This is a genomic window from Gabonibacter chumensis (assembly GCF_024741215.1).
In the GTDB taxonomy this organism is placed as follows: domain Bacteria; phylum Bacteroidota; class Bacteroidia; order Bacteroidales; family Marinifilaceae; genus Gabonibacter; species Gabonibacter massiliensis.
In genome coordinates this window covers 83156-109048 of the sequence record NZ_JANSKB010000001.1, presented here as the reverse complement: position 1 = coordinate 109048, position 25893 = coordinate 83156, and the positions used below count along the sequence as shown (strand labels likewise).

Sequence of the window (25893 nt, the reverse complement as noted above, 5' to 3'; positions counted from 1 at the left end):
AGGATTAAGAGATTACAAGATTAAAGGATTGAGAGATTATAAGATTAAAGGATTAAGAGATTATAAGATTAGGGGATTGAGAGATTAAAAAGATTTACAATTTATGATTAAGATTCTGATCTTACCCTCTTTAAATCGTAAATCTTAAATCAAAAATTAATTTACAATCTACAATTTACAATTAAAGAGATTCTGTGATTCGGAGATTCGAACTTCAAATCGCTGAATCATTGAATCTCCCAATCACTGAATAAATTTATATTCGTTATTCTACCGTTACGGATTTTGCTAAATTGCGTGGCATATCCACGTTGCATCCCCGCATCACGGCGATATGGTAGGAGATCAATTGTAACGGGATTACGTTTAAAAGAGGAGAGAGGTATTCTAAGGTCTCCGGGATTTCGATCACGTGTTCCGCCATATTCTTAACTTGTACATCGTTGTTGTTGACTAATGCGATCACGTGCCCTTTACGGGATTGTACTTCTTTTATATTTGATACGATCTTTTCATAAAAGTTGTCTTTTGTTGCGATGGCAAATACCGGCATGTTTTCGTCAATAAGAGCGATAGGACCATGCTTCATTTCCGCCGCGGGATAACCTTCTGCATGAATGTACGAGATCTCTTTCAGTTTCAGGGCTCCTTCCAGGGCAACGGGGAACTGACAGCCTCTTCCTAAATAGATGGCATTTGTAGAGTCTTTATAGGCTTCTGCAATTTTTTTGATTTGTTCGTTTTGGAGCAGAATTTCTTTTACCTTATCGGGCAGATTATATAGTTCGTGAATGTATTTGTGATAACTTTCAATGGGCAACGTTCCTTTCCGGTAGCCGATTTGCAGGGCCATCATCGTTAAAACGGAGATTTGAGCCGTGAATGCTTTTGTCGAGGCAACTCCGATTTCGGGGCCGGCATGCGTATATACTCCGGCATGAGTTTCTCTGGCTATACTGGAACCGACCACGTTGCATATGCCCATAACGGTGGCTCCCTTTTGTTTGGCGAATTTAATGGCTGCCAGCGTGTCTGCTGTTTCCCCGCTTTGGGAGATGGCGATCACGATGTCGTCCGGGGTGACTACCGGGTTCCGGTAACGGAATTCAGAGGCATATTCTACCTCCACGGGAATCCGGGCAAACTCTTCCAATAGATATTCTCCGACTAATCCGGCATGCCAGGAAGTTCCGCATCCGATGATGATGATACGTTGAGCCCGAATCATCTGCGGGATAATTTCGGAAATACCTCCTAAGTAAATCTCGGAGGCCTCCACGTTAACCCGTCCCCGGATGGTGTCGTAAATAGAATTTACCTGTTCGTAAATCTCTTTCAACATGAAATGAGGGAAACCTCCTTTTTCGATCTTTTCGATATCGATGTCGATTTGTTGGATATTGGGTGTCAGAAGATTGTTCTGTAAATTTTTTAGGAGCATCTCGTCCTTTTTCAATACCGCGATATCATCGTCATTCAGATAAATCACGTTTTTGGTATATTCGACGATGGGTGTCGCATCGGAAGCCACGAAATATTCATTTTGGCCAACTCCTATTACAAGCGGACTGCCTTTTCTTGCTACGATAAGTTTGTCTTTTTCGTTTTTACACATGACGACTAAACCGTAGGCTCCGATGACTTTCGTTAAAGCGAGGCGTACTGCTATTTCTGCCGAAACTTTCCCTTTCAGGTAGATGTATTCGATCAGATTGGCTAATATCTCCGTGTCGGTCTCGCTGGTAAAAGCATATCCCCTTGCTATTAATTTTTCTTTCAATAAAGCGTGGTTTTCAATGATTCCGTTATGGATGACAGAGAAAATACGATTCATGGATGTTTGCGGGTGTGCATTCGCGTCATTCGGTTCGCCATGGGTGGCCCAACGGGTATGTCCCATTCCGATGGTCGCTTTTGGCAGTTGACCCGCGATATGGTTTTCCAGATCGATAACCCGTCCCTTGCATTTGTAAATGTTGATCTGTTCGTCGTTCATTAAGGCTATGCCGGCAGAATCATATCCTCTGTACTCTAATCGTTTTAAGCCGTTAATTAAGATTGGATAGGCCTCTCTCGACCCAATATAACCTACGATACCACACATATATTTATTTTTTTTAGACAAACGAAAGTGACGTTTGCATATAACATTATCCTATAATTTTGTCGAAGAAATCGGAATATTGGTCGACGTACGACTCCTCTCCGGGGTACTCTAAAATCGGTTTCCCGGATGCCTCCGCGAATCTCTTCAATTCGTCTTCGATATCGGGTTGATTGAAAATGATTCCGTCGGAATATTGAAATGCTAATTTATTGATATTCGTGTGAGTCGGCTCCTTCACAAGTGTCAAATCTTTAGGGAATACACCTTCCGTGATCGCTTTTTCTGCAAATTTATGATTTAAACTTCCTTCGAATTTATCATTATACGTCGAGAATACTACTTTTGCTTTTGAGAATACCGGATCATCATGGTATTCTTTCTTTAAATAGAGAGGTACAAGTGATGTCAACCAGCCTTGGCAATAGATTAAATCCGGAGCCCACCTCAATTTTCGGACGGTTTCGAATACCCCGCGTGCGAAAAATATGGCCCTTTCGTCATTATCGTCAAAAAAATTCCCTTCACTATCAGTAATCACGTGTTTTCTTTGGAAATAATCATCGTTATCGATAAAATAAACTTGCATTCTTGCTGCTTGTATGGAGGCAACTTTGATGATGAGGGGGTGATCCGTGTCATTAATGATCAAATTCATACCGGAAAGTCTAATCACTTCATGCAGTTGATTGCGTCGTTCGTTTATGCAACCGTAACGAGGCATAAATGTTCTGATCTCTTTTCCTTTGTCTTGAATCCCTTGAGGTAGATACCTGCCGATATTTGCCATTTCCGATTCCGGAAGATACGGAACTATCTCTTGGGAGATAAATAAAACTCTTTTTTTAGCCATAACTACTACTTTTCCCAAAAATCATACAAAGATAATGATTTAGGGCGAGATTCCAAAACAAATAAACAATCAATCCTTTAAATCAACCTCTTGAATTAGAGATATATTATAAATTAGTAGTAAAAATTTTGTGTTTTCAATGGTTTTATATATCATTGCAAAACTCTTTTTAGCCTGTAAATTGGGAGTGGTATGTATTTATCTGAGAATACGGGCATTAGATGGGACGATTGCTTTTATATCCATATATAGGCCGATGATTCGAGGGGATGGAAACGACGGTTCGGTTTATTGAATTTTTTCAATATGGCACGGCACAACGATTATGGCAAGGTCGGGGAGGAGGAGGTTTATCGCTTTCTTCTCGAACAGGGGTATGTCGTGTTAGAAAGGAACTGGCGTATCGGGCGCAGAGAGTTGGATTTCGTTGCACTCGACGGTGACGTACTCGTGGTGGTAGAAGTAAAATCCCGGATGATGCCGGAATCTTATCCGGAAGAGTTGTTGTCGTTAAAGAAGAAAAAGAATTTATTAGCTGCCGGAGCTGCTTATCTCACGTGTAATAATATTCGACGGGAAATTCGTTTTGATCTGATATTAGTGATCGGCAGGGAGATGAAAATAGAACATATTCCCGATGCCATAGATTTGTTTTAGTCGGAACAGGAAGAGTAGAATGCCGGGTATCTTCTGTTTTTTAGTGTGTGTGATGTAAAGGATAAGTCAGTTCCCCGGCATTCTAAAGTGTCAAAAGGGATACTCATAAATATCAAAAACTATGCTAAAACTGTCTATGGAAGTAAAAAAATCAAACAAATGATATTTGTATAGGATATAAATAATTTGTTATCTTTGAAAATTAAAATTAAAGATAGAGGTTATGACAACGGTAAAAGCAAAATATTTAGGAGATCTTCGATTGGAATGTACTCATTTACAGAGCGGAACAACGATCATTACAGATGCTCCGACGGATAATAACGGTAAGGGAGAGGCTTTTTCTCCTACGGATTTGTGTGCAACCTCCTTGGCGGCTTGCGCTATGACGATCATGGGAATATACGCGAAAAACAATGGAATCGATTTATCGGGGGCGGAAATAGAGATCACGAAAACAATGGCGGCTGAACCGCGTCGTATAGCCGGGATTGATGTTATCTTTCATATGCCGGCTCGTGCGTTTTCTAAAAAAGATAAAACGGTATTGGAGCGGGTTGCTCATACTTGTCCCGTGCATCTGAGTTTGCACCCGGACGTAAAACAGAACTTTGTTTTTGATTGGGCGGAGTAGGTTTCGACCATGGTTTTTGTAACTGGGGCTACAGGCCTGCTGGGAAGTCATTTGTTATGTCATCTGGCGAAAGCTGAAGAAGATATTATAGCTTTAAAAAGGAGAGAGAGTCGAACAGACGAGACGATGGCTCTCTTTTCTCGTTATTCCGATCTGCCCGAATCTGCCGGGAAGCGGGTAAGATGGGTTACGGGCGATATTTTGGATGAAGAGTCGTTGGCTGTTTACGTGAAAGAAGCTGCTATCGTGTATCATTGTGCCGCTGTAGTCTCTTTTCACGGGAGCGATAGGAACAAGTTGCTGGAAACAAATATCAAAGGGACGGAGATCATTTGCCGTTTATGTCTTCGTTTTGGCGTGCGTTTGTGTTTTGTCAGTTCTGTTGCGGCGTTGGGAGATGCCGAGGAGGGGGAGTGTATAGATGAGAAGACGCCGGTTATTCCCGGTTCCGTGCATTCTTTGTATTCGGAAAGTAAGGGAAGGGCGGAAAAGACGGTATGGAATTTTATTCATAAAGGGTTGAATGCCGTCATTGTAAATCCGGCTATTATATTGGGAGGAGGGCTGAAGGGAAGGAGCAGCGCTCTGCTTATGGAACGAGCGTTACGGGGAATGCCCGTCTATACCTTCGGGGTAAATGGCTATGTCGATGTTCGTGACGTATGCGTGGCGATGATTGCTTTGGCAAATCGTCCGGCGGTTCGTTCCGAACGTTTTGTATTATGCGGTGGAAATTACTCTTATAAACATTTGTTTTCAACAATTGCCCGCGTTGCGGGAAAGAGGCCTCCTCGGGTGGCTTTGTATCCTTGGATGACCTCTGCATTGTGGCGGATGATGGCATTTTTTGCTTTATTGCAGGGAACTAAACCCGCTTTTACCCGGGAAACAGCACGTTCCTCTCAGCATCGGGTCTGTTTTTCGAGTGCTAAATTGTTAAGCGTATTACCTGATTTTTGTTTCCATTCTTTAGAAGATACCGCAACATTCTTTAAAGATTAGTTCGGTCGCTGAATCTGCAGGCAGAGAGTCTTGAGATGGGGTGATGGGTCTGTTTTCCTCTTTAACAGGAAAGGAGTAAGAAGCTGTATCGGCACGATACGCGTGAAGTAAAATCAATAAGGTAACACATACGATTAATAGTGTACAAGCCGGGATAACAGGCATCCATTTTTGTATACGCGTGGTCATTTTGCCTCCATTTGATTGGGTATATAATTTAATGCGGTCGAATAGCTTAAAATATTTTTTCCGTCTGTTTTTAATATCAGTCCCATCTCTTTCACGTAAAATGAGATTTCGTCAGGCGCAACCGTTTTATTACTCGATAGGTCGAAACTCTTCCGGTTTACCTGTAAAGCTTTATACGAATATTGTCCGTTTAAGGTTAATTCGACGTATTTGCAGGTGTATTCTGTACGTTTTTTAGATGTTCGGTTGGTCCAACAGTTGTCCCCCTTTTTTCCCGGCAACGCTAAAACGGTTGTTTTGGTTTTTTGATTTATACTTCCGCTGATTCCCGTCATTCGAATGAATTCGGAGGTAATACAATTCTTTTGAAATTGGAGTTTGATTGAAATTGTTCGAATTGTCTGGTGTTTTATCGACAAGGTATAAACCAGATAAACCGTATTTTTATCGTAACGTTGTATCTGGTAGGTTTCTGTCTGATTTTTTCCATCCGTGAGCGTATATATTTGTTTTTCCTGAAAGAAAAAATCCTTTATATTTTGTGAAGAGCTGCGAATGGGAGTAATCATAAATACAGCCACGATCGTAATAATGAGTAGAATAACTTTTTTCATGCTATAACGTTATTGATATAAATCACTTCGTATCATTTATGATACGCATGTTGCAAATATAAAGTAAAAAATTTGCGTATCAAATATGATACGTAATAAAATGGATTACGACGAGGAAATACATCGAATAGCATTGAATATCAAACGAATAAGAATGAGTAAAAATCTTACGATACAAGAACTTGCTTATAAATGTGACATCGAGCGTTCGAATATGAGCCGGATTGAAGCTGGAAAAAGTAATGTCACCGTGAAAACGCTTTGTTTGATTTGTAGTGCTTTGGAAATCGAGTTGAGTGACTTGGTTGGGAAAAGTCTGGAGGAGCCGTCGGGAGAATAGATGTATGTTCGATCTATTGATATTTCTATTATTTTATTAAGATAACGGAAAGTGTGGAGGTGGTTCGAACCGTCTCCGGGGCCTTCTTTGTTTTGCGGATCAGGGAATAAACGGGGGAATTATAATCAAATGGATTGAAAACTGTTTTGTTTTTATTAATTTTGCGGGAATTATAATTAAATGTATATGAGTGATAATGCCCTTTTAGAGAAGTTAGAGACATTTTATATTCGTTTCCATGAGATCGGACAATTGATTACGGATCCCGAAGTGATCCAGGATATCAATCGGTTCGTAAAGTTGAATAAAGAGTATCGGGATTTAGAGCAGATTGTGGAGGCGGCTAACGAGTTGAAAAATGCAGTGAAGTTACGTGAAGAGGCAGAGGAGATACTGGAACACGAGAGCGATAAGGAGTTACGGGAAATGGCCCAATTGGAACTGGACGAGCTATTGGAAAGAATTCCGGAGATGGAAAACCGGGTGAAGATGTTGTTGATCCCGGCAGATCCGGAAGATTCCAAGAACGTTATTTTGGAAATACGCGCGGGAACGGGGGGAGACGAAGCCTGCATTTTTGCGGGAGATTTATTCCGTATGTACACGAAATTTTGCGAGACCAAACGTTGGAAAATGGAGGTGACTAATGTAAGTGAAGGAACTTCGGGAGGATATAAAGAGATTGTGGCCAATATTTCGGGCGAAGGGGTATACGGTATTATGAAATACGAGTCCGGAGTACATCGGGTACAACGCGTGCCGGCTACCGAAACACAGGGACGGGTGCATACTTCTGCCGCAACCGTAGCTGTTTTGCCTGAGGCCGAAGAGGTGGATGTAGAGTTGAACCCGGCGGATATCCGCAAGGATACTTATTGTTCGTCCGGTCCCGGAGGGCAATCGGTGAATACCACTTATTCGGCTATTCGTTTGACGCATATCCCCACGGGAATCGTGGTGACCTGTCAGGATGAAAAGTCTCAGATTAAAAATCTGGCGAAAGCTATGAAAGAGTTACGTTCCCGGATTTATGCCATCGAGCACCAAAAATACATGGACGAGATCGCTTCCAAGCGGAAAACGATGGTTTCTACCGGGGACCGTTCGGCAAAGATTCGTACCTATAATTATCCTCAGGGACGGGTGACGGATCATCGGATTAATTTGACATTGTATAATTTGGCCGCTATCATGGACGGAGATTTACACGAGATTATCGAGAAGTTGCAAATTGAGGAAAATACGGAAAAGTTGAAGGAAAGCGGGTTTTAATTGTAAATTAAGAAACTAATGGATTGAGCGATTGTGAGATTCGATGATTAGGGGATTAAAGGATTAGGAGATTAAGTGATTTGAATCTCTAAATCACAGAATCTCTAAATCACAGAATCTCTAAATCACAGAATCTCTAAATCAATAAATATGTTGTATCAAGAACTGTTCGAACAAATAAAGAGGAAGAAATCCTTCCTTTGCGTGGGGTTGGATTCCGATATAAAGAAAATCCCGGTGCATTTATTGGATGCAGAAGATCCTGTATACGAGTTTAATAAAGCAATAATAGATGCTACGGCGGATATAACGATTGCTTATAAGCCGAATATAGCCTTTTACGAGAGTCGCGGAGTAGAGGGTTGGGAGAGCTTGGGAAAGACGATCGAATATATAAAAACGAATTATCCGGAGGTGCTGACCATAGCCGATGCTAAAAGAGGAGATATCGGGAATACCTCGGAAATGTATGCGCGTGCTTTCTTGGAGAGGATGGATTTCGATTCTATAACAGTGGCTCCGTATATGGGAGAGGATTCTGTAACTCCGTTTTTAAAATACGAGGGGAAATGGGTGATCTTGTTGGCTTTGACTTCGAATAAGGGTGCCTATGATTTTCAGTTTTTCGAGGAAAATGGGGAAAAGTTATACGAGAAGGTGTTACGTAAATCTCAAGAGTGGGGAAACGATCGGAATATGATGTACGTGGTCGGTGCCACCAAAGCCGAGATGTTGGAAGGGATTCGAAAAATCGTGCCGAATCATTTTTTATTGGTTCCGGGTGTAGGAGCGCAAGGCGGTAGTTTGGAAGAGGTGGCTAAATACGGAATGAATGAGCATTGCGGGTTGATCGTCAACTCTTCCCGCGGGATTATCTTTGCCGATAACACGGAAAATTTTGCCGTGCGGGCTCGGGTTGAAGCCATTAAATTGGAACAGCAAATGAAAGACCTTTTGGAAAGAAGAGGAATTATCTGAAAAACGTATTGAATAGAACGAATAGAGGTCGTCCGAAATTTTGGACGACTTTTTTTGTACTTAAAAAAGTGTTGATCGGGTTTGATTATGTTAAAGATGAATTATCGTGGTGTATGGTATATTCTTTATTGTTATGTTTGTATCAAAGATATGTGTATATTGTGCTTTTATGGATTAAAAATGGGGATTTATCAAATCTAAAAACTTAGTGTTATGGAAAGAAAATCAATTATCCGAGTTTTGTTAGGTATGACTTTAATGCTGTGTTTTTGTCATGTCGGTTTTGCACAGAAGAAGGCAGAGTACAATGGAATTCCAATGCGGAATGCTTATCGTTCGTCTTTAACATTTCCTGTTTATTTACATTTATTTGCAGGAGATGAAATAGGTAACCCTATTGCTCATGTTGGAGTGAAAGTTATTTATGAATTGTATTCAAGAATTGATCCGAGTTCACTTCTTGAATATGGCAGGTTGGTAAATGGTACTACTTCATATAATGGAGAATTGTATGGAGTAAAAAAAATAACTTTTTCACAAGCTCTTTATTTCGGATATTTTAAAATTGATATATATTATTTTGGAAGATTTTATACTGGATCTTGTAGTTTGAGGCCTGGACCTACTTACATGGAGATAAAAATAAATTCAAGAACGTTAGAAATGACAGGAGAAGTGACTTATCCTAATAATGAAAAGGAAATAATTAAATTCGAATAACTCGTATTTTACTATATGTCAACTGTTTTGAGATATCAGATAAAATTACTCTGGCGGGAATGGTCGGTGAGGTTATTCCTGTTTGTTTCGTTGCTGATTCCGGTGTTTTTTTATTTCGGTAAGATTTATTTACTTTTTACTCCGGAGGGACTCCCTTCGGCTGACCCGTTTTTGCTCTCTTTTCTTTTTAATAGCGTGCAGCCTTTATTTATTCTCTTGGTAGCTTACGATCTGTTAAAAGGTAAATGGAGATTCACCACGTTGGATGTGATTTATGTCCGTCCGGTGAGCAATTTTGTGTATTTTGGCGGGAAGGCATTCGGGGTGATCGTGGTGACGGTGACGTTAAATGCGATCGTGTTGTCGCTGGGAATGTTTTTGCATTTGTTCGGGAGTGAAAATCCATTTTGCTGCTGGATCTATCTTTTTTACCTGATGACGTTGACATTTCCCACCCTTTGTTTCTGGTTGGGGTTATCGATGCTTGCAGGTAGCCTGTGCAAGGGCAGGGGAGTAACGTTGCTCGTGTTGCTTTCGATCTGGGGAGTCTCCTGTTTTTATCTGCCCGGGGTGCGACATGGGTTATTTGATTACGGGGGACGAGAGATTCCTAATCTTTTTTCGGATATTACGGGTCATCCTTTTCTGTGTCGCTATCTACAGCATCGGTTTGCTTATTTGTTGGCGGGTGCCGGGTCGGGTGTATTAGGCATCGTTTGTAGTAAAAGAAAGTCGAATAGCAGAAAGGGGCCTGTTTGTTTATTGCTGGCAGGAGGTTTATTATGTGTTTGTGCTCTTGCGGTAGGAAATTTTTATGACCGGGAATTTCAGGTGCGGGATGCGAGGCGGGCGGAATACCGTGAGGTATATAGAAAATACGCTACTCCCGCTGTGGTGAGAATGTTGTCTAATGATATCGCCTGTCGGCAGGTCCGTGACAGTTTATACGGGAGTAGTCGTGTGGTGTTGCAAAACCGGACGGACGAGGCGGTTTCGGGCTTCGTCTTGTATTTGAATCCTTATTTATCGGTTATCTCTCTGAAAGAGAAAGGGACCGATATCGAATTCTCCCGGGAAAAACAGGTGATTCGGATAAAACGAATGCTTGTGCCGGGAGACTCTCTCTCTTTGGAGATAAGCTATGCCGGAAAGATCGATGATGCGTTTTGTTATTTGGAGTTGGGGGATACAGAATACGATCATCGGGAATTGGATACTCGTGTTGAAATGTTCGGTGTCGGTTTTCGTTACGGCAATCTTTACTCTTTTCTATCGGATCGATTCACTTTGCTTTACCCCGAGTGTCTTTGGTATCCGGTGGTCGTATCCCCTGAAAACCCGGATAATCCTTTAAGCAGGCAATTCGATTATTCCCGTTACTCGTTGAGCGTGGAAAATAAAGAAGGGCGGTTGGTTGTTTCGCAAGGAAAAAGAGAGGAAGAGAATGGGTGGAGTATTTTTAAAAGCAGAGATAATTTACCGGGCATTGTTTTGTGTATCGGTAATTTTGAACGGCAGCGCATAGAGATCGACTCGTTGGAGTTGGAGTGGTATTACTTTCGGGGCAGGAATTGGGGAGATTGGGAACTACCGCTCTCTTTCGAAAAGAAAAAAGAGATCTTGGAGAGTAGCTTGAATTTTTATGAACGTTGCTATCAAAAGCCTTATCTTTTTAAAGAGTTTAAGGTGGTGGAGGTGCCCGTTACCTTTGCTGCGCATCAACGCAAGTGGAATAACAATAACAACAGCAATCAACCGGGATTGGTATTTTTACCGGAACGTTTTGCGATAATGTCTAAGGTGAACGATCTAATGACGTTTTTGAATGCAGAGAAGATTCAGGAGGACGATGATTTATGCATGCGGGTGAAAGGATATGTTGAGAGTCTGTTTCAAGGGGAAATAAATAATTTAGCTTCTCTTTTTCAGGATTTTACCGGATTTATTTCGGACAGGCGTTATCCCGCTTTGGATATACTTTTAAAATATGCTCAGATGGAAAGTCCTTTTCTGTGTAAATCCTTTTCGGGGACTTTGATCGAATTGAGTGTCGATTATCTCTCCACGAGGAGTTTGGAAGAGGCCTGTCGGGATCGAACACTTTCGGTAGAAGAGATCGATTGTATTCTCTATCTGAGTGCGGGTTATTTGGAGGCTTATCTGGCGGCTTGCACGGGAGAAGATACCTTCTATTCTTTTCTGGAAGATTTTTTACGCCGACATCCTTTCGAAACCGTTGATTTTGAATTGCTTTGTAAAGAGTATAAAGAGAGGTATATGGTAGACTTCGAGGCTATTATTTCCAAAATATATTCTCGGAAGGGGCTACCGCTGTTTAAAGTGAGGGGGGTGGAATGGGAGAGTTTGCCGCGTGAAGAGTGGGAACGAGGTGATCGCCTTTTGAGTTTTAACGTTTTTAACGATAGCCGGACGGAAGGAGTTATTTCTGTTGCGGCAGGGGGGATTCAAAATAGGTATACGGCTAAACAAACGATACGAAGTTTTTTGTTAAAACCCGGGGAGTGTAAAACGATTCGATGTACTGCCGTGGGTGGGCGTTCTTTTCAGAATTTTACAACTCGTCTTTCTCGCAATTTGCCTTTGACCTTCTCTTTGCCAAAGGAGGAGGAAGGCGTTGCGGAGAAGGAAGACAGCTGTGAAATTTCTGATTTTTTCTCGGCTTCCGACGAGATGATCGTGGATGATTTGGATACGAATTTTCACGTAGTTCATCCCCAAAAGAAGTGGCGTTTATCGGGATTGCGCGGGGGAAATTTTAAAGGTAAATATCGATATGTATTAGCGGAAGTGACAAAACGATGGACCCCGGTTCTCGATAAATGTTTTTATGGTGATTCCATACGAAGTGCGTATTGTAAAACGGCGGGCGGTGGAGGTAAGGGGGTGGAATGGCGTGTGTCTATTGATAAGCCCGGTAGGTATGAGGTATTCGTGTATGTTTCTGATAGGGGTGGCATGAGTGTTATTCGTAAGCAGCGTAAGCCCGGTACGACCTATTTTTATACGATTCGGCACGCGAGAGAAGAGACGGAGGTCGCCTTGACCTATCGGGAAGGTATGTTCGGGTGGGTTTCGCTCGGAAAGTTTCAAATGGAGAGAGGAGAATCCAGTGTGATATTAGACGACCGGGTAGCTAAAGATTCCTCTCTGATTATGACGGGGATTCCGGCTTTAATCGTTGCCGATGCAGTGAAATGGAAATACAAGGGTGAATGATTTGTTACAGATCGAGGGTTTGGCGGATAAAGGCGGCGAGACCGTTGTCTGTGTCGGCGGGGACCTTTTCGAATCGCTTGGCAAGGGGAGCCGGAGCGTTGGCCACGACGAAGGATATGCCGCACCGTTCCAAAAAATCCAAGTCGTTGTAGTCGTTTCCTAACCCCGCGCATTCGGGAAAAGAGATCCCGAGTTGATTCAAGAGCAGTTCGCAACTGCTTCCTTTATTCACGTCTTTGGCGAATATTTCGGTCCATATGGCGCGGTTGTCGATGGGAGAGGTTGCCCGGATCACGGAATAGGAAGAGAGTTGCTGTTGTATCTCTTCGTGCAGATCGGTTTGATCCGCTCCTAAAATGGTCAGGAATTGGGTCGCTCCTTCGCTCAGATCCTCCGGTAGGGGCATAGGGGTTCCCAAGCCGGGATAATTTTCTATTCGGCGTCTGAAGTCTTCATGTTGTCGGGCGATATGTCTGTAAAGAAAAAAGTGGTTGTTCGGAATGCGTTTCTGGATCGTAAAGTTGACATTGTATTTCCATAGATAGGAGGCTATCTCCCGGGTCTCTTCTACCGTTAATTCCCGGGATTGCATGATTCGACGGTTGTCCCATTGCATGATTCCGGCGCCGGAGGAAAATACCATATAATCTATGGGTAATCCTTCGGGAAGAACGTGATTGAAAGAGAAAAAGGAACGTCCGGTTGCCAAAATCCGGATGATGCCTTTCTTACCCGCTTTTTCCAAAGCCTCCCGGTTTTCTTTACTCACGGAATGCCATTGGCGGGGTAGGGTTGTACCGTCAAAGTCAATAATAATAGCTTTTATCATGTCCGGTCGGTCGTTTTCGGTTCTTCTATCAGTTGATACCTGTAATAAGGTAGGGGTTCGTTCAGATAGTGCAACACTTTCTCCTGATTCATACCGTCGAGAGGATTATGCGTGTAACCGAATGTGGCTTTGATACCCATGTTGATAAAATGAACGGCACGGTCTACGGCCTCGGGAAGACTGTCTCCGTTTAATAGGCAACCGGTGATAACGCTGGCGAAGGCATCTCCCGTGCCCGGATAAGAGGCGGGGATATGGTCGCAAACCACTTCCCAGTAGCGATTATCCGTTCGGTTGTAGGCTATGGTTACGATGTCTTGCGGGTTATTGCCGGGAGCCGAAGTGATGATTACGTGTTCCGGCCCGAATTGTGATAAGGCTTTACACCAGGCTAACGTTTGTTCCGCCGAGATCCCTTTGATACTGTTTTCCCCGAGTAGAAATGCAGCTTCCGTCAGGTTAGGGGTGATCACTTTAGCTTGGGTACACAGGTGTTTCATCCCTTCTATCATGGCTTGATTCATGTTCGGATAAAGGGAGCCGTGATCCCCGAGTACGGGGTCCACCAATATAAAGTTTTGTTCGTTTTTGAAGTGGTTGAAAAAATCGGATACGATTTCCATCTGTTTTACGGAGGCGAGGTAACCGGAATAAATCGCATCGAAATGCAGGTTTAATGTTTTCCAGTGGGCGATGTACTCCTCCATGAAGTCGGTCAGATCGAGAGAACGAAAGTTCGGGTATTCGCTATGTGCCGATAATATGGCTGTCGGAAGTGGACATACCTGATACCCCATGTGAGAAAGTATAGGTATGGCTACCGTCAGGGAGGCTCTTCCGTAACCGGATAAATCGTGTATGGCCGCAATTTTTTTCATGTTTGAAATTTTAAAGAACAAAGTTACGTGAAAAGAGGAATATTCAGGCATGTACTTTTGAAATTTATAAAAATATTTTTAAGAAGATAGACTTGTTAATGGGGGGTGTTGTGCTTAAAATTATTTTTTTTGTCGGAAGAGTAATAAAAAATTAGGGGGTGTGATTTGAAATAGATGCTTTTTTATATATTTGACCCCTGAAAATATGGGGTGGTATCTAAATAAAATAAATTATGGCAAAAATCAGATTTATGGCTTTGGGAAAATTGGCGGAGCGGAAGCCGGCAACGGGAACATCTTGGCCCAGGTGTTCGGAGATCTTCGGGGAAGATGTTTTTTCTTCGGAAAAAATGAGGCATTATCTTTCTATCGAAGCGTTTAAAAAATTGGAACGAATCATGCTTGATGGAACCAGTATCGACCGCGGGTTAGCGGATCAGGTGGCTGCTGCGATGAAGGCATGGGCGGTAGAGCGCGGTGTTACCCATTACACGCATTGGTTTCATCCGTTGAATGGGGCAACGGCCGAAAAGCATGACTCTTTCGTGGATGTACTGCCTGACGGTAACGTGATCGAGTCCTTTGACGGTCGGGTTCTGGTGCAGCAAGAACCGGATGCCTCGAGTTTTCCGAACGGGGGGATTCGAAACACGTTTGAGGCTCGGGGGTATACGGCATGGGATCCGGGTTCTCCGGCTTTTATTAATAATCGGACTTTGTGTATCCCGACCGTGTTTGTGGCTTATACCGGAGAGGCTTTGGATTTTAAGACTCCGATGTTGAAAGCTTTGGCCTTGATTGATAAGGCCGCCGTGGATATCTGCCAGTATTTTGATAAAGACGTGACTCGAGTGATTGCGACGTTAGGATGGGAGCAGGAATATTTTTTGGTGGATGAAGCTTTGTATAATGCTCGTCCCGACCTGAAGCTGTGCGGGCGGACGTTGATGGGACATTCATCGGCAAAAGATCAGCAGTTGGAGGATCAGTATTTCGGCGCTATTCCGGCAAGGGTGACTTCATTTATGGAAGAGCTGGAATACGAGTGTCATCGTTTGGGAATCCCCATTAAAACCAGACACAATGAGGTGGCTCCGAATCAATTCGAATGTGCTCCGATATTTGAAGAGGCGAATCTGGCGGTTGATCATAACCAGTTGTTGATGTCTACCATGAAAAAGGTGGCGAGGCGACATGATTTTCGGGTTCTTTTACATGAAAAGCCCTATAAGGGGGTGAACGGTTCCGGAAAACATAATAATTGGTCGTTGATGACCAATACGGGGGTGAACTTATTGTCGCCCGGCCGTAATCCGAAGTCCAATATGCAATTCTTGATTTTTTTGGTTTCGACCATAAAGGCGGTACACGAATATTCGGACTTGTTTAAGGCCTGTATCGTGTCGCAGGGAAATGAGGCTCGTTTAGGGGGGGAAGAGGCTCCTCCCGTGATTATGTCCGTATTCTTGGGAGCTTATTTGTCCGGAATGTTGAATGAGTTGGTAGAGAAAGTAAGTTCTAAAAAAATGAGTCCGGATGAAAAAACCGAGTTAAAGTTAAATGTGGGAAAAATTCCGGAGATCATGTTGGATAATACGGACCGGAACAGGACGTCTCCTTTTGCATTTACCGGGAATCGGTTCGAATTTCGGGCTGTCGGTTCTTCCGCGAATTGTGGTGGCCCCATGATTGTTTTGAATACGGCCGTGGCGGAACAGTTGGTGTTGTTTAAAAGAGAGACGGATGCTTTGATCGATAAGGGAGTGAAGAAAGACGAGGCGATTTTTCAGGTATTACGCAAGTACATCATAGAATCGCAATCCATTCGTTTCGAGGGAAATGGCTATGGACAGGAATGGAGAGAGGAGGCTGCCCGGAGAGGTTTGTCTACCGATACGGATTGCATACCCGCCTTGAAAGCCTATCTGTCGGACAAAGCCCGTCGCTTGTTTGTGAATTCGGGAGTGTTGAGTGAACGGGAGCTGAAGGCCCGTTTCGAGATAAAGAATGAGATTTATCTTAAAAAGCTGCAAATCGAATCGAGAGTATTGGGGGACCTGGCTTTGAATCATATTATCCCGATCGCCATAAAATACCAAAATACGCTTTTGGATAACGTGAACGGTTTAAAGGCTGCATTTGCGGATGAAAGGGTAGCTGAAATCCAACTGGAAATGATTCGGACGATCTCTTTGCATATCAGGGAAATACAAACGATGGTCTCTGATATGACCGAAGCCAGGAAACAAGCTAATGCCCTGTCGGATGAGGTGAAACGGGCTGAGGTATATACGGCGGAAGTACGTCCTTATTTGGAGAAGATCCGCTATCATATTGATAAATTGGAGTTGCTGGTAGATGACGAGATATGGCCTCTGCCTAAGTACCGGGAGTTGTTGTTTTCCCGTTAGTGTTATAAACGAATCCTCCCTTTTTAAAGGGAGGATTCGTTTATTATTTTTCGTTCATTTTCAGAATCATTCCGTCGGGAAGTGTGAATTGTATCTCTTTGCCTTTACCGATCAAATCCACTTGATCGTTTTTGTAATGGACTCCGGAAGCTGAGACTTGCTGGGTTAACTCGAAGGTCTGGTCATCGTATTGAACCTTTGCTTTTTCCTGATCGGGAAAATAGGTTACCGTGATTTGGTACAACATTTTATTTTTGCCGTTACCACCCACGTAGGTAATGGTGACAGGTCCGTTCGGGTCTTGAACGAACAGGGTTTCTGTCCGCTTCTCGATGATCCATTTGCCGTCGGTTCTTCTGACATTGTAGGTGTCGTCATCTTCTATGTTCCAGGCACTTCCTCCCTTGGGAAGTGTTCTTTTGTCTAAGATCGGATGAGTCTCCTCTCCGGGTAAAAATAGTTCTACTTTAGAGGAGTCCGGTGCGAAAACGATAAAAGCGGCACTCGAGGCTTCCGGATTTTGTTTGGAAAGCATACGGATACCAGACTCGAATAGACGGATGCACTCTTGGGATACTTCCGACCAAGTATACCCGGCTGCAGCGTTACATCCGTGTTCGTCGTTCGCCACTCCTATCCGTTGTTCCTCTTTTCGCGGAACAAAGATTAAAATCTGTTTTTTCGCTTTGTCCGTTAATTTTAATTCTTTATCCGTGATGGAATAGGAGGTCATTTGGGCAAATACTTTCATAAATTGATTTTCGAATTCTAAATCAGGACAAGCCATCATGGTGCTTCCTCCCGGTTCGATTTTAATGGTATTTCCTTCGGTGGTGTATTTACCGAAGAAACGATTACATCCGGAGAATCCGTACATGGCACTGGAGTCGGTAAAGGTTACAAAAGGTACGCTTGCGGACAAATTCACCTTTTTATTATCTACACTCATCTCTTTCAGTTGCCACTCGTTGGCAGTCAGCTGAGCCATATTTCCCGTGTTGCTCTTGCAGCTAAACAGTGCGAGTACTGTTGCGATAGTCATTAAAATAGTTGTTTTTCTCATTGTTAAAATTTTTTTTACAAGGTTATGCTTATTAACGGTGTCTCCGTTAAAAATGATAGACAAAAAGTTTATAATTGTTCTAAGGAAATACTATTCCTGCCTAATTTTTCGTAATTTAATTTTAAAAGTTCGTCTATATGAGTTCTGTCATTCCACAACCGGGGAACTTTATTCTGGCCTCCTAATTTGCCTTTTTCTTTGAGCCAATCTTTAAATAGATTGGGCCGGGCGACGTGAAGGATCAATCGTTGAAGGGAGATGTTTTTATATCTCTTTGCCTCGTAATCGGAATTGAGTTTTTTTAGTTCGTTATCCAATACCTCGGCAAAAGCTTCCGGGTCGCCGGGAGGAGTTTCGAATTCGACAATCCATTCGTGCGCTCCTTTTTTTCCTTCCTCCATGAAAACCGGGGCAGCAGTGAAATCGATGATATTGCATTGCATTCGACGACAAGCTTCATCTATGGCCTGGGTTGCATTGTCGATGATTAGTTCTTCCCCGAAGGCGTTAATAAATAGCTTGGTACGTCCCGTGATCCGGAATTTGTAGGGTTTCAGGGAAGTAAACTGGATGGTGTCTCCGATCATATAACGCCACAGTCCTCCGTTCGTCGAAATAATCAGGGCATAGTTTACGTCTGTTTCTACCTCTTTCAGCGAAAGACTCCGTGGGTTGGTTTTTCCTAACTCGGCAGTAGGCATGAATTCGTAATATATCCCGTAGTCGAGCATCAATAACATGGATGAATCGTTCGGATTGTCCTGGATCCCGAAAAATCCTTCGGAGGCATTGTAGGTCTCCATGTATTTCATTTTCGGGTTGGGGAGAAGCCGTTTGTATTGTTCCCGGTAAGGGGAGAAACTGACTCCTCCGTGGATAAACAACTCTAAGTTCGGCCATACCTCGTGGAGATTATTTTTACCTGTGCGTTCCAGAATGCGGTTGATCAGGGTTAAAAACCAACTGGGAACACCGGCTAAACATCTTACGTCCTCTTTTATGGTTACATCGCAGATCTTTTCGATTTTCTCTTCCCACTCGCTCATCAGCATGATGGATTGATCGGGGGTTTTCATTAGATTAGCCCAGAACGGGGTGTTTGAAATCAGGATGGCGGAAAGATCTCCGTATTGGCAATTGGAGTTTACGTTAGAAACCTCGCTGCTTCCCCCCAAAGCCAACGTCTTGCCCCCGAAAGCCTGGGCGTCTGGATAATTCCGGTTAAAAAGCGAGATGACATCCTTGCCTCCGCGAAAGTGACAGTTTTCTAAAGCTTCTTTACTGACAGGAATGAACTTGCTTTTGGCGGCTGTGGTACCTGAAGATTTAGCGAACCAGGTAATAGGTTCCGGCCATAGCAAGTTTTGCTCTCCATTCATTAAGCGTTCGGAATAGGGTGCGATTTCTTCATAGTGAATGATCGGAAGCCTTTCCCGGTATTGTTCCGAGGTCCAAATGGAGGCAAAATCGTATTTTTTCCCGTATTCCGTATCTTTTGCCGTTTGTAAAAGATTTTGCAAGGTTTCTTCCTGGACTTGTATGGGATTTGCCTTGAAATAATCGATTTGCGATAATCGTTTGGATGAAAATAGGGATATGATTGAATTAATGAGAGCCATAATGCTTATAGTTAAAAGGAAATTGATACGATATTTTTATCTCTCAATCATTAAAATTCAATTCTAATTGCTGGTCTGTTAAATTGAATGTTTTCCGATGGAAAGGGGTGATCCCGTGTATCCGGATTTGAGCCCTGTGCTCTTTGGTCGGATAACCTTTATTACGTTGCCAATCGTAAACCGGATACTCTTTGTGTAGGTTTTTCATGTATTCGTCCCGGTGGGTCTTGGCTAAAATCGATGCCGCCGCGATAGACATGTATTTCCCGTCACCTTTTACGATACAGTGATATTCGATCTCCTCGTACGGTTTAAAACGATTTCCGTCGATAAGGATATGTTCCGGTCGGATGGAGAGCATTCCTAATGCTTTTTGCATTGCCGTGATAGAAGCGTTTAAGATGTTGATTTTATCGATTTCTTCATTGTCTATACTGGCAACGGCCCAGGCTAAAGCTTCCCGTTCTATAATCAAACGCAGTTCGTCTCTTTTTTTTTCGGAAAGCTGTTTCGAGTCATTCAACATTTCGTTGGAAAAATTGTCCGGGAGTATTACGGCAGCAGCGAAAACGGGCCCCGCCAGGCATCCTCGTCCGGCTTCATCGCAACCGGCTTCAATTTTATCGGAATAATATTTTAATGTCAACATATGCGCGTGGTTGAATCTCCAGCAAATATATAAAAAAATGTTGTTCTTTAATAGGATATTTCTTTTTCGGCTATAAGGAAATGCATAAATTTGTATTCGATAAAAATAAGGTTATGGTAGAAAAAATAACGGTTCCCGGGAGTCGGCTGAAAAATTGTTATCGGATTGATAAGGATGTCTACCGATCGGACCAACCTTCTTATCGTGATTTCCGGGCTCTTGAGCAATTCGGTATCAAGGAGGTCCTGAATTTACGCAACCGTCATAACGATAAGGATGAAGCGAGAGGAACCGACATCAAATTGCATCGTTTGAGAATGAAAGCTTCCAAAATGAATCAGGATGATCTTCTGGAAGCCATGCGTATCCTTCGGGACCGGGAAGGACCGATTTTGATTCATTGTTGGCACGGTTCCGACCGAACGGGAGCCGTTTGTGCCATGTATCAGATTCTTTTTTTAGGAATCAGCAAGGAAGATGCCGTGAATGCGATGGTCGACGGGGAATTCGGATTCCATATGATATTCGATCAATTGATCGACATGTTGCACGGGACGGATGTCGAGCATATGAAACAGGCTTTGGGTATTTCATGAGAACCCTGTATATTTGTCGGTCCGAAAGTAGAATGTGTTATGTATACAAAAGAGGAGGCGAAAGCGATAAGAATCAGTTTTTGGCAAGGCTTTAAATCCTATTGCCGGAGAAAACGTATCGATCGGCGTTGGGTGTTGACCGGGGTAAAGATAAAATCAGTGCAATTGAAATTTTTTGCTGATGACCGAAAAGCGTTGGTTATGTTTCAAATAGATCATAAAAATGATTTACGCCGTTTTGAAATTTATGAATGTTTTCTTGCTTATCGGAAATTGTTCGCCGGGATATGCGGTTCGGAATTGATGTGGGAGGAGGAGTATGAAGGGGTTGAAAAAGACCGCCGGGTGAGCGCGATTTTTTTCGAGCTGCCGGGAGTGAGTTTGTATAACGCGGGGGATTGGGAAAAGATATATGCTTTCTTTGTCGAGAAGATGCCATTACTGGAAGAGCTGTATTTTGAATATCGGGATTTGATCAATGCGCGGTTGAAAGAGTGCTGAAACGAATAAGTATTAGTTATGAAGATAAATAGAAGTGGAGCCGTTCTTTCTAAAATTGTACAAATAGGAGAGAACCTGAAAGAATTAACGCGGGTAAACGGAAAAGAGTATTTACCCCTGAACCGGGGGGTAAATCAGGTTGTCCCGATCGATTTGACGGAAGTTGTAAAAGGGATCGATTTTAACTCCCCGGAGATCCAGGTCTATCCGCACGGTGCGGGTCGCCCGGAGTTGAGGGCGGCGATAAATGAAGAATTTTTTATGGGGGAATCCTCTTCCGATCGTATTTTGATTACGGCAGGGGGAATGCACGCGTTGGATCTGGTCGCCCAAACGGTTTGTATCGGGAAATTGTATTTGCCTGCCTATTATTGGGGATGTTACTATAAGATGTTGACGATCCGGAATGTGAAAAATGCCGAATACAATAGCCAGGCCGATCTCCTCGAGATGCTTGAAGAGTTGAAGGGTAATGCCGTTTTGATCAGTGATCCGAGTAACCCGTTAGGAGATAAGCATGATGATGAACAACAACTTGACATCATCCGGCAGTTGAATGATGCGGGTGTCGTTGTGTATTACGATTGTCCCTACCGTCGTCTTTTTATGGATAGACGAGATGATTATTACGTGAGATTGATGGATATGGAGAATGTGATTATCACCGAGAGTTTTAGTAAATCCGTGGGATTGAGCGGGCAGCGATTGGGTTTTATTTATACCAAAAATAAAGAGTTGCATGACGAGTTGGAAGTTCGGGTCATGTATAATACCAATGGGATCAACGGTTTTGCGCAGGAGTTGGTGCTTCGTTTATTAACGACTCCGGAGGGGAAGAGGGCCGTATCGGATTTTAAGGCAAAGACAACGCGGGATATCGCGTTGAATATCGATTACCTGAAACAAAGGAAACTATTGGCTGATGAATTTTATCGGGGAACGGTTCCCAAGGGAATTTTTGTGATTGTAAATCGGAGTGAAGAGGAGTTATTGCGTCATTATATAGGAGCCGTATCCCTTGATTTCTTTACCAAGACGCGGCAAACGTACGCGAGTGCGTATTCCCGTGTATGCGTGTCGGTTCCTCATGAAAAATTTGTTACTTATTTTAATGACCTCAAGTAACCTGTCGAGAGGTTGTCGATCATAATTAATGTTGTTTAAGGAAATAATTTTAGGAGAAGCATTGTTTTATTGGAATATAGACGTATCTTTGTCGCAAGATTGAGTTGAGTTCGTTGTTTTTAAAGTACTTGCCTTTCATGTATTATGTATCGTTAAGTAGACTTTTTATCAATCCAAAGCACTCAATTGAATGAATATTTATTATTAAAGTTTTACTTAATGAACATTTACATTTCAAATTTAAGTTACAGTATCGATGATGCTGATTTAAGAGAGTTGTTTGCAGATTATGGCGAAATCGTTTCTGCAAAAGTAATTATGGATCGCGAAAGCGGAAGATCCAGAGGTTTCGGATTTGTTGAACTTGCTGACGATACGTTAGGTCAGAAAGCCATCGACGAATTGAATCAGGCTGAATATGATGGAAAGGTAATCAACGTGAACGTGGCTAAACCGAGAACGGATAAACCGAATTTCGGAAACCGCGGTGGAAATCGCGGGGGATTTAATCGCGAACGTCGCGGAGGATATAATTCCGAGAGATCAGAAAGAAGATATTGATTGATTCAATCATAAAAAAAAACGAGGAAATTTCGGTTTCCTCGTTTTTTTTCGTGTTATCTTTGATGTCGATTATTGTGTAAATAAAAGTAGAATATATGACAGCAAATTGGTTTGAATGTAAGATTAAGTATACGAAGGTAACGGAAGACGGAAAAGAGAAGAAAGTTTCAGAAATGTATCTTTTGGATGCAGTCTCTTATACGGAAGCGGAGAGTCGTATCACGGAAGCGTTAGCCTCTATGATTCAGGGAGATTTCTATATTGCCGGATTGAAAAAATCAAATATTACGGAATTGGTGGAGTCGAACGATGGGAACGACGACAAGTGGTATAAGGCAAAGATCGCGATTATCGATGCCGATCAGCTCACCGGTAAGGAAAAGAGAGCTTTCCAGTATTTTTTGGTAGCGGGAGCGAACATTGACCGGGCATTGGAAAATTTGGAAAAGAGCTTGTCCACTTATGTGGTTCCCTTTGAAATTGCGTCTCTTGCGGATACGACTTTTATGGATGTGTTTCCCTATTTTTCGAATGATGAAGGGCAGGCCGTTCCCGATCATTTTAAGCCTCTGGATGATTTAGCATCCGAATCCGGTTCGTTCGAATGATTCCCATCTTTATATCGATGATACAAAAAAGTCCTTCATAGGACTTTTTTTTGTTAAAATTGAGTCTATTTTGTTGACATATAGATGCTTCAATAGTTACATTCTTTTGATAATTTCTACAAAAAAATTCGTTTTGTCGTTTCTCTTTTGTACCTTTGCCGGATTAATTTTTTACGGTTCGTTTTAATGGAAAATCGGGAATACGATTCTATAATAAAAGAGTCCCCATTCATAATGAAACTAAAGTAAGTAATAAACGTATTGGAAATAATTAATTATAACAGGATTATGAAAACAAGAATTGAACATGATTTGTTAGGAAACAAAGAGGTGCCCATGGATGCTTATTATGGGGTACAGACTTTGAGAGCTATTGAAAACTTTGCGGGAATCAGTGGACGTCATATCGGTGATTTTCCGAATTACGTGAAGGCTTTGGCCATGGTAAAATGGGCTGCAGCCAAGGCTAATCTGGAGTTGGATTTGATCCCGAAGGAGATTGCAAATGTGATTACCGCGGCTTGTGAAGAGATCATTGATGGCAAATTGCATGATCAATTCCCGGTTGATATGGTACAAGGCGGTGCCGGAACTTCCACGAACATGAATATTAATGAAGTGGTTGCTAACCGGGCTTTGGAATTGTTAGGACATCAAAAGGGTGAATATCAATATTGCCATCCGAACAATCATGTCAATCTGTCTCAATCGACCAATGATGCTTATCCTACGTCATTCCATTTGGCTATTATTCTGATGAATAAAGAGCTGGTAGCTGAGTTGAAATTGATGGTGGAAGCTTTCCGCGCCAAAGGCAGGGAGTTTGTCGATGTATTGAAAATGGGACGTACTCAGTTGCAAGATGCGGTACCTATGACATTGGGACAGGAGTTCGAAGCTTTCGCCGTTACATTGGAAGAGAATATCGAGAGGTTGAACGATGCTTCCAGATTGTTCCTGGAACAAAATATGGGTGCCACGGCTATCGGTACCGGAATCAATTCAGAGCCGGAATATTCTGAAATTTGTACGCGCGAATTACGTATTATTAGCGGCGAGGAGTTTGTTTTAGCCCCCAATTTAATTGCTGCTACTCCGGATACCGGTGCTTGTGTAAGTTATTCTTCCGAATTGAAACGTTTGGCCGTTCAATTGTCAAAGATTTGTAATGACTTGCGTTTGTTGTCAAGCGGTCCGAGATGCGGTTTGGGCGAAATCAACTTACCGCCTATGCAACCCGGCTCTTCCATTATGCCCGGTAAAGTCAACCCGGTTATTCCTGAGGTGGTAAATCAGGTTTGTTTTAACGTGGTCGGTAGCGATACGACAGTAATGATGGCGGCAGAGGCTGGTCAGTTGCAGTTGAACGTTATGGAGCCGATTATCGTGTTCTCTTTGTTTAACTCTATTCAGATGTTGACCAAGGTTATGGAACGTTTGAGAGTTTTGTGCGTTAACGGTATTACTGCCAATCCAGAACACTGCAAAGAGTTGGTTATGAATAGTATAGGAATCGTTACCGCCTTGAATCCTACGTTGGGTTATGAGAATTCTTCCCGCATTGCCAAACGCGCTTTACAAGAGAGAAGAAGTGTTTACGATCTGGTTTTGGAAGAGGGATTGTTGACGAAAGAGGAGCTGGATAATTTGTTGCGTCCGGAGCTGATGATTAAACCGAAAAAATTCTATAAGAAGAAGTAATAGGGAAATAATTGTTACATTTTTTTATATAATACTTTAACACAGTCTAAATTTAAACAAAAAGTTATGAAGAAGAATTTTACAAGAATGGTGGCTATTCTGATGATTGGAGTGTCTTCAGTTGCCTTTACGGGATGTTTCGGATCATTTGGTTTGACAACAAAATTGCATAGTTGGAATAAACAAGTGTCTCAAAAGAAGTTCGTGAATGAGTTGGTATTTTTGGGATTGTGCATCTTGCCGGCTTACGAATTGGCTTGTTTGGGTGACGTTTTGATCTTTAATTCCATTGAATTCTGGGGTGGTGAAGATCCGTTGGCAATGAATGAGGGAGAGGTAGAGGAGAGTCAGGTTATGTATGCCGGAAATTCTTATACCGTAACTAAATCTTTGAATAAGATGTCTGTTGCCAGCCAAAATACGGATGCCAAAGCTGAATTCCAATATTTCCCGGAAGAAAAAGCTTGGTATTTGATGGATGGTCAAAATAAAGTGAAAGTGATGAAATCTGCGAAAAAAATGTTCAAAGTAGTAGAACAGGCAGACTAAATTTTAATTTCTATCATACAAAACCGCCGTCTGATTTTTCAGACGGCGGTTTTGTCATGTTAAATTGTAAATTAGAGGAATTCCATGATTATGTAATTCAAATTTAATCCCTAAATCTCCCAATCTCCTAATCCCTAAATCTCCCAATCTCCTAATCCCTGAATCTCCCAATCCCCTAATCATCTAATCTCCTAATCTTT

At 42.4% G+C, this 25893-nt stretch carries 25 protein-coding genes; 16 read left to right on the top strand and 9 right to left on the bottom strand.

The window, feature by feature from the left end:
• Positions 1-265: 265 nt before the first annotated feature.
• Positions 266-2104, bottom strand: a complete 1839-nt coding sequence (gene glmS, locus NVS78_RS00495) for a glutamine--fructose-6-phosphate transaminase (isomerizing) (RefSeq protein ID WP_286357453.1) — start codon at positions 2102-2104, stop codon at positions 266-268.
• 46 nt (positions 2105-2150) lie between these two features.
• Positions 2151-2957: a glycogen/starch synthase gene (locus NVS78_RS00490; RefSeq protein WP_041502865.1), complete on the bottom strand. Its 807-nt coding sequence runs from the start codon at positions 2955-2957 to the stop codon at positions 2151-2153.
• A 306-nt stretch (positions 2958-3263) separates the two neighbouring features.
• Between NVS78_RS00490 and NVS78_RS00485 the strand changes: the two genes are divergently transcribed.
• The 3 genes from NVS78_RS00485 (at position 3264) to NVS78_RS00475 (ending at position 5250) form a co-directional block, all read left to right on the top strand.
• Positions 3264-3614, top strand: coding sequence for a YraN family protein (locus NVS78_RS00485; RefSeq protein WP_286357452.1), 351 nt, complete (start codon positions 3264-3266; stop codon positions 3612-3614).
• Between the two features lie 223 nt (positions 3615-3837).
• Positions 3838-4248 carry an OsmC family protein gene (locus tag NVS78_RS00480; RefSeq protein WP_286357451.1) on the top strand — a complete coding sequence of 137 codons (411 nt, stop codon included), beginning with the start codon at positions 3838-3840 and terminating at the stop codon, positions 4246-4248.
• Positions 4249-4257: 9 nt separating this feature from the next.
• A complete protein-coding gene (locus NVS78_RS00475) occupies positions 4258-5250 on the top strand; it encodes an NAD-dependent epimerase/dehydratase family protein (protein ID WP_286357450.1) in 993 nt (330 codons plus the stop codon).
• On the opposite strand, the gene NVS78_RS00470 is transcribed toward NVS78_RS00475, so the two are convergent.
• Complete coding sequence (locus tag NVS78_RS00470) at positions 5218-5439, bottom strand: hypothetical protein (protein ID WP_286357449.1); 222 nt, start codon at positions 5437-5439, stop codon at positions 5218-5220. The two genes, NVS78_RS00475 and NVS78_RS00470, sit on opposite strands and share 33 nt — an antisense overlap.
• Entirely contained in the window at positions 5436-6053 is a 618-nt protein-coding gene (locus NVS78_RS00465; protein ID WP_286357448.1) for a hypothetical protein, read from the bottom strand. Before NVS78_RS00465 ends, NVS78_RS00470 begins: the two co-directional genes overlap by 4 nt.
• A gap of 85 nt (positions 6054-6138) precedes the next feature.
• Between NVS78_RS00465 and NVS78_RS00460 the strand changes: the two genes are divergently transcribed.
• The 5 genes from NVS78_RS00460 (at position 6139) to NVS78_RS00440 (ending at position 12600) form a co-directional block, all read left to right on the top strand.
• Positions 6139-6393, top strand: a complete 255-nt coding sequence (locus NVS78_RS00460; RefSeq protein WP_286357447.1) for a helix-turn-helix domain-containing protein — start codon at positions 6139-6141, stop codon at positions 6391-6393.
• A 186-nt stretch (positions 6394-6579) separates the two neighbouring features.
• Positions 6580-7665, top strand: coding sequence for a peptide chain release factor 1 (gene prfA, locus NVS78_RS00455; RefSeq protein WP_286357446.1), 1086 nt, complete (start codon positions 6580-6582; stop codon positions 7663-7665).
• A gap of 150 nt (positions 7666-7815) precedes the next feature.
• Entirely contained in the window at positions 7816-8643 is an 828-nt protein-coding gene (pyrF, locus tag NVS78_RS00450; RefSeq protein WP_286357445.1) for an orotidine-5'-phosphate decarboxylase, read from the top strand.
• Positions 8644-8856: 213 nt separating this feature from the next.
• Positions 8857-9363, top strand: coding sequence for a hypothetical protein (locus tag NVS78_RS00445; RefSeq protein WP_286357444.1), 507 nt, complete (start codon positions 8857-8859; stop codon positions 9361-9363).
• Between the two features lie 27 nt (positions 9364-9390).
• Positions 9391-12600 carry a golvesin C-terminal-like domain-containing protein gene (locus tag NVS78_RS00440; protein ID WP_286357443.1) on the top strand — a complete coding sequence of 1070 codons (3210 nt, stop codon included), beginning with the start codon at positions 9391-9393 and terminating at the stop codon, positions 12598-12600.
• Between the two features lie 4 nt (positions 12601-12604).
• Here NVS78_RS00440 and NVS78_RS00435 read toward each other — a convergent pair whose 3' ends face one another.
• Together NVS78_RS00435 and NVS78_RS00430 are read right to left on the bottom strand one after the other, a co-directional pair.
• Positions 12605-13429 (bottom strand): HAD-IIB family hydrolase, encoded by an 825-nt coding sequence (locus NVS78_RS00435; protein WP_286357442.1) that lies wholly within the window; start codon positions 13427-13429, stop codon positions 12605-12607.
• Entirely contained in the window at positions 13426-14307 is an 882-nt protein-coding gene (locus NVS78_RS00430; RefSeq protein ID WP_286357441.1) for a pyridoxamine kinase, read from the bottom strand. Before NVS78_RS00430 ends, NVS78_RS00435 begins: the two co-directional genes overlap by 4 nt.
• 233 nt (positions 14308-14540) lie before the next feature.
• Here NVS78_RS00430 and NVS78_RS00425 point away from each other — a divergent pair, with 233 nt between their 5' ends.
• Positions 14541-16718 (top strand): glutamine synthetase III family protein, encoded by a 2178-nt coding sequence (locus NVS78_RS00425; protein ID WP_286357440.1) that lies wholly within the window; start codon positions 14541-14543, stop codon positions 16716-16718.
• A 43-nt stretch (positions 16719-16761) separates the two neighbouring features.
• Here the strand turns inward: NVS78_RS00425 and NVS78_RS00420 are convergent, their stop codons facing one another.
• From NVS78_RS00420 to rnhB, 3 genes are all read right to left on the bottom strand, one after another.
• Entirely contained in the window at positions 16762-17781 is a 1020-nt protein-coding gene (locus NVS78_RS00420) for an META domain-containing protein (protein ID WP_286357439.1), read from the bottom strand.
• 68 nt (positions 17782-17849) lie between these two features.
• Complete coding sequence (locus tag NVS78_RS00415) at positions 17850-19400, bottom strand: GH3 auxin-responsive promoter family protein (RefSeq protein ID WP_286357438.1); 1551 nt, start codon at positions 19398-19400, stop codon at positions 17850-17852.
• A 43-nt stretch (positions 19401-19443) separates the two neighbouring features.
• A complete protein-coding gene (gene rnhB, locus NVS78_RS00410; RefSeq protein ID WP_286357437.1) occupies positions 19444-20049 on the bottom strand; it encodes a ribonuclease HII in 606 nt (201 codons plus the stop codon).
• A gap of 113 nt (positions 20050-20162) precedes the next feature.
• Between rnhB and NVS78_RS00405 the strand changes: the two genes are divergently transcribed.
• The 7 genes from NVS78_RS00405 (at position 20163) to NVS78_RS00375 (ending at position 25693) form a co-directional block, all read left to right on the top strand.
• The gene (locus tag NVS78_RS00405; RefSeq protein WP_286357436.1) at positions 20163-20645 is read left to right on the top strand and encodes a tyrosine-protein phosphatase; all 483 of its coding nucleotides are present in this window, start codon (positions 20163-20165) and stop codon (positions 20643-20645) included.
• 39 nt (positions 20646-20684) lie between these two features.
• The gene (locus NVS78_RS00400) at positions 20685-21146 is read left to right on the top strand and encodes a DUF4268 domain-containing protein (protein ID WP_286357435.1); all 462 of its coding nucleotides are present in this window, start codon (positions 20685-20687) and stop codon (positions 21144-21146) included.
• A gap of 18 nt (positions 21147-21164) precedes the next feature.
• Entirely contained in the window at positions 21165-22271 is a 1107-nt protein-coding gene (locus NVS78_RS00395; protein ID WP_286357434.1) for a pyridoxal phosphate-dependent aminotransferase, read from the top strand.
• 219 nt (positions 22272-22490) lie between these two features.
• Entirely contained in the window at positions 22491-22832 is a 342-nt protein-coding gene (rbp, locus tag NVS78_RS00390) for an RNA-binding regulator (RefSeq protein WP_041502883.1), read from the top strand.
• A 98-nt stretch (positions 22833-22930) separates the two neighbouring features.
• Positions 22931-23443, top strand: coding sequence for a DUF4494 domain-containing protein (locus tag NVS78_RS00385; RefSeq protein WP_286357433.1), 513 nt, complete (start codon positions 22931-22933; stop codon positions 23441-23443).
• 288 nt (positions 23444-23731) lie between these two features.
• The gene (aspA, locus tag NVS78_RS00380; protein WP_286357432.1) at positions 23732-25144 is read left to right on the top strand and encodes an aspartate ammonia-lyase; all 1413 of its coding nucleotides are present in this window, start codon (positions 23732-23734) and stop codon (positions 25142-25144) included.
• A gap of 66 nt (positions 25145-25210) precedes the next feature.
• Positions 25211-25693, top strand: a complete 483-nt coding sequence (locus tag NVS78_RS00375; RefSeq protein WP_041502886.1) for a DUF3332 domain-containing protein — start codon at positions 25211-25213, stop codon at positions 25691-25693.
• Positions 25694-25893: the final 200 nt, after the last annotated feature.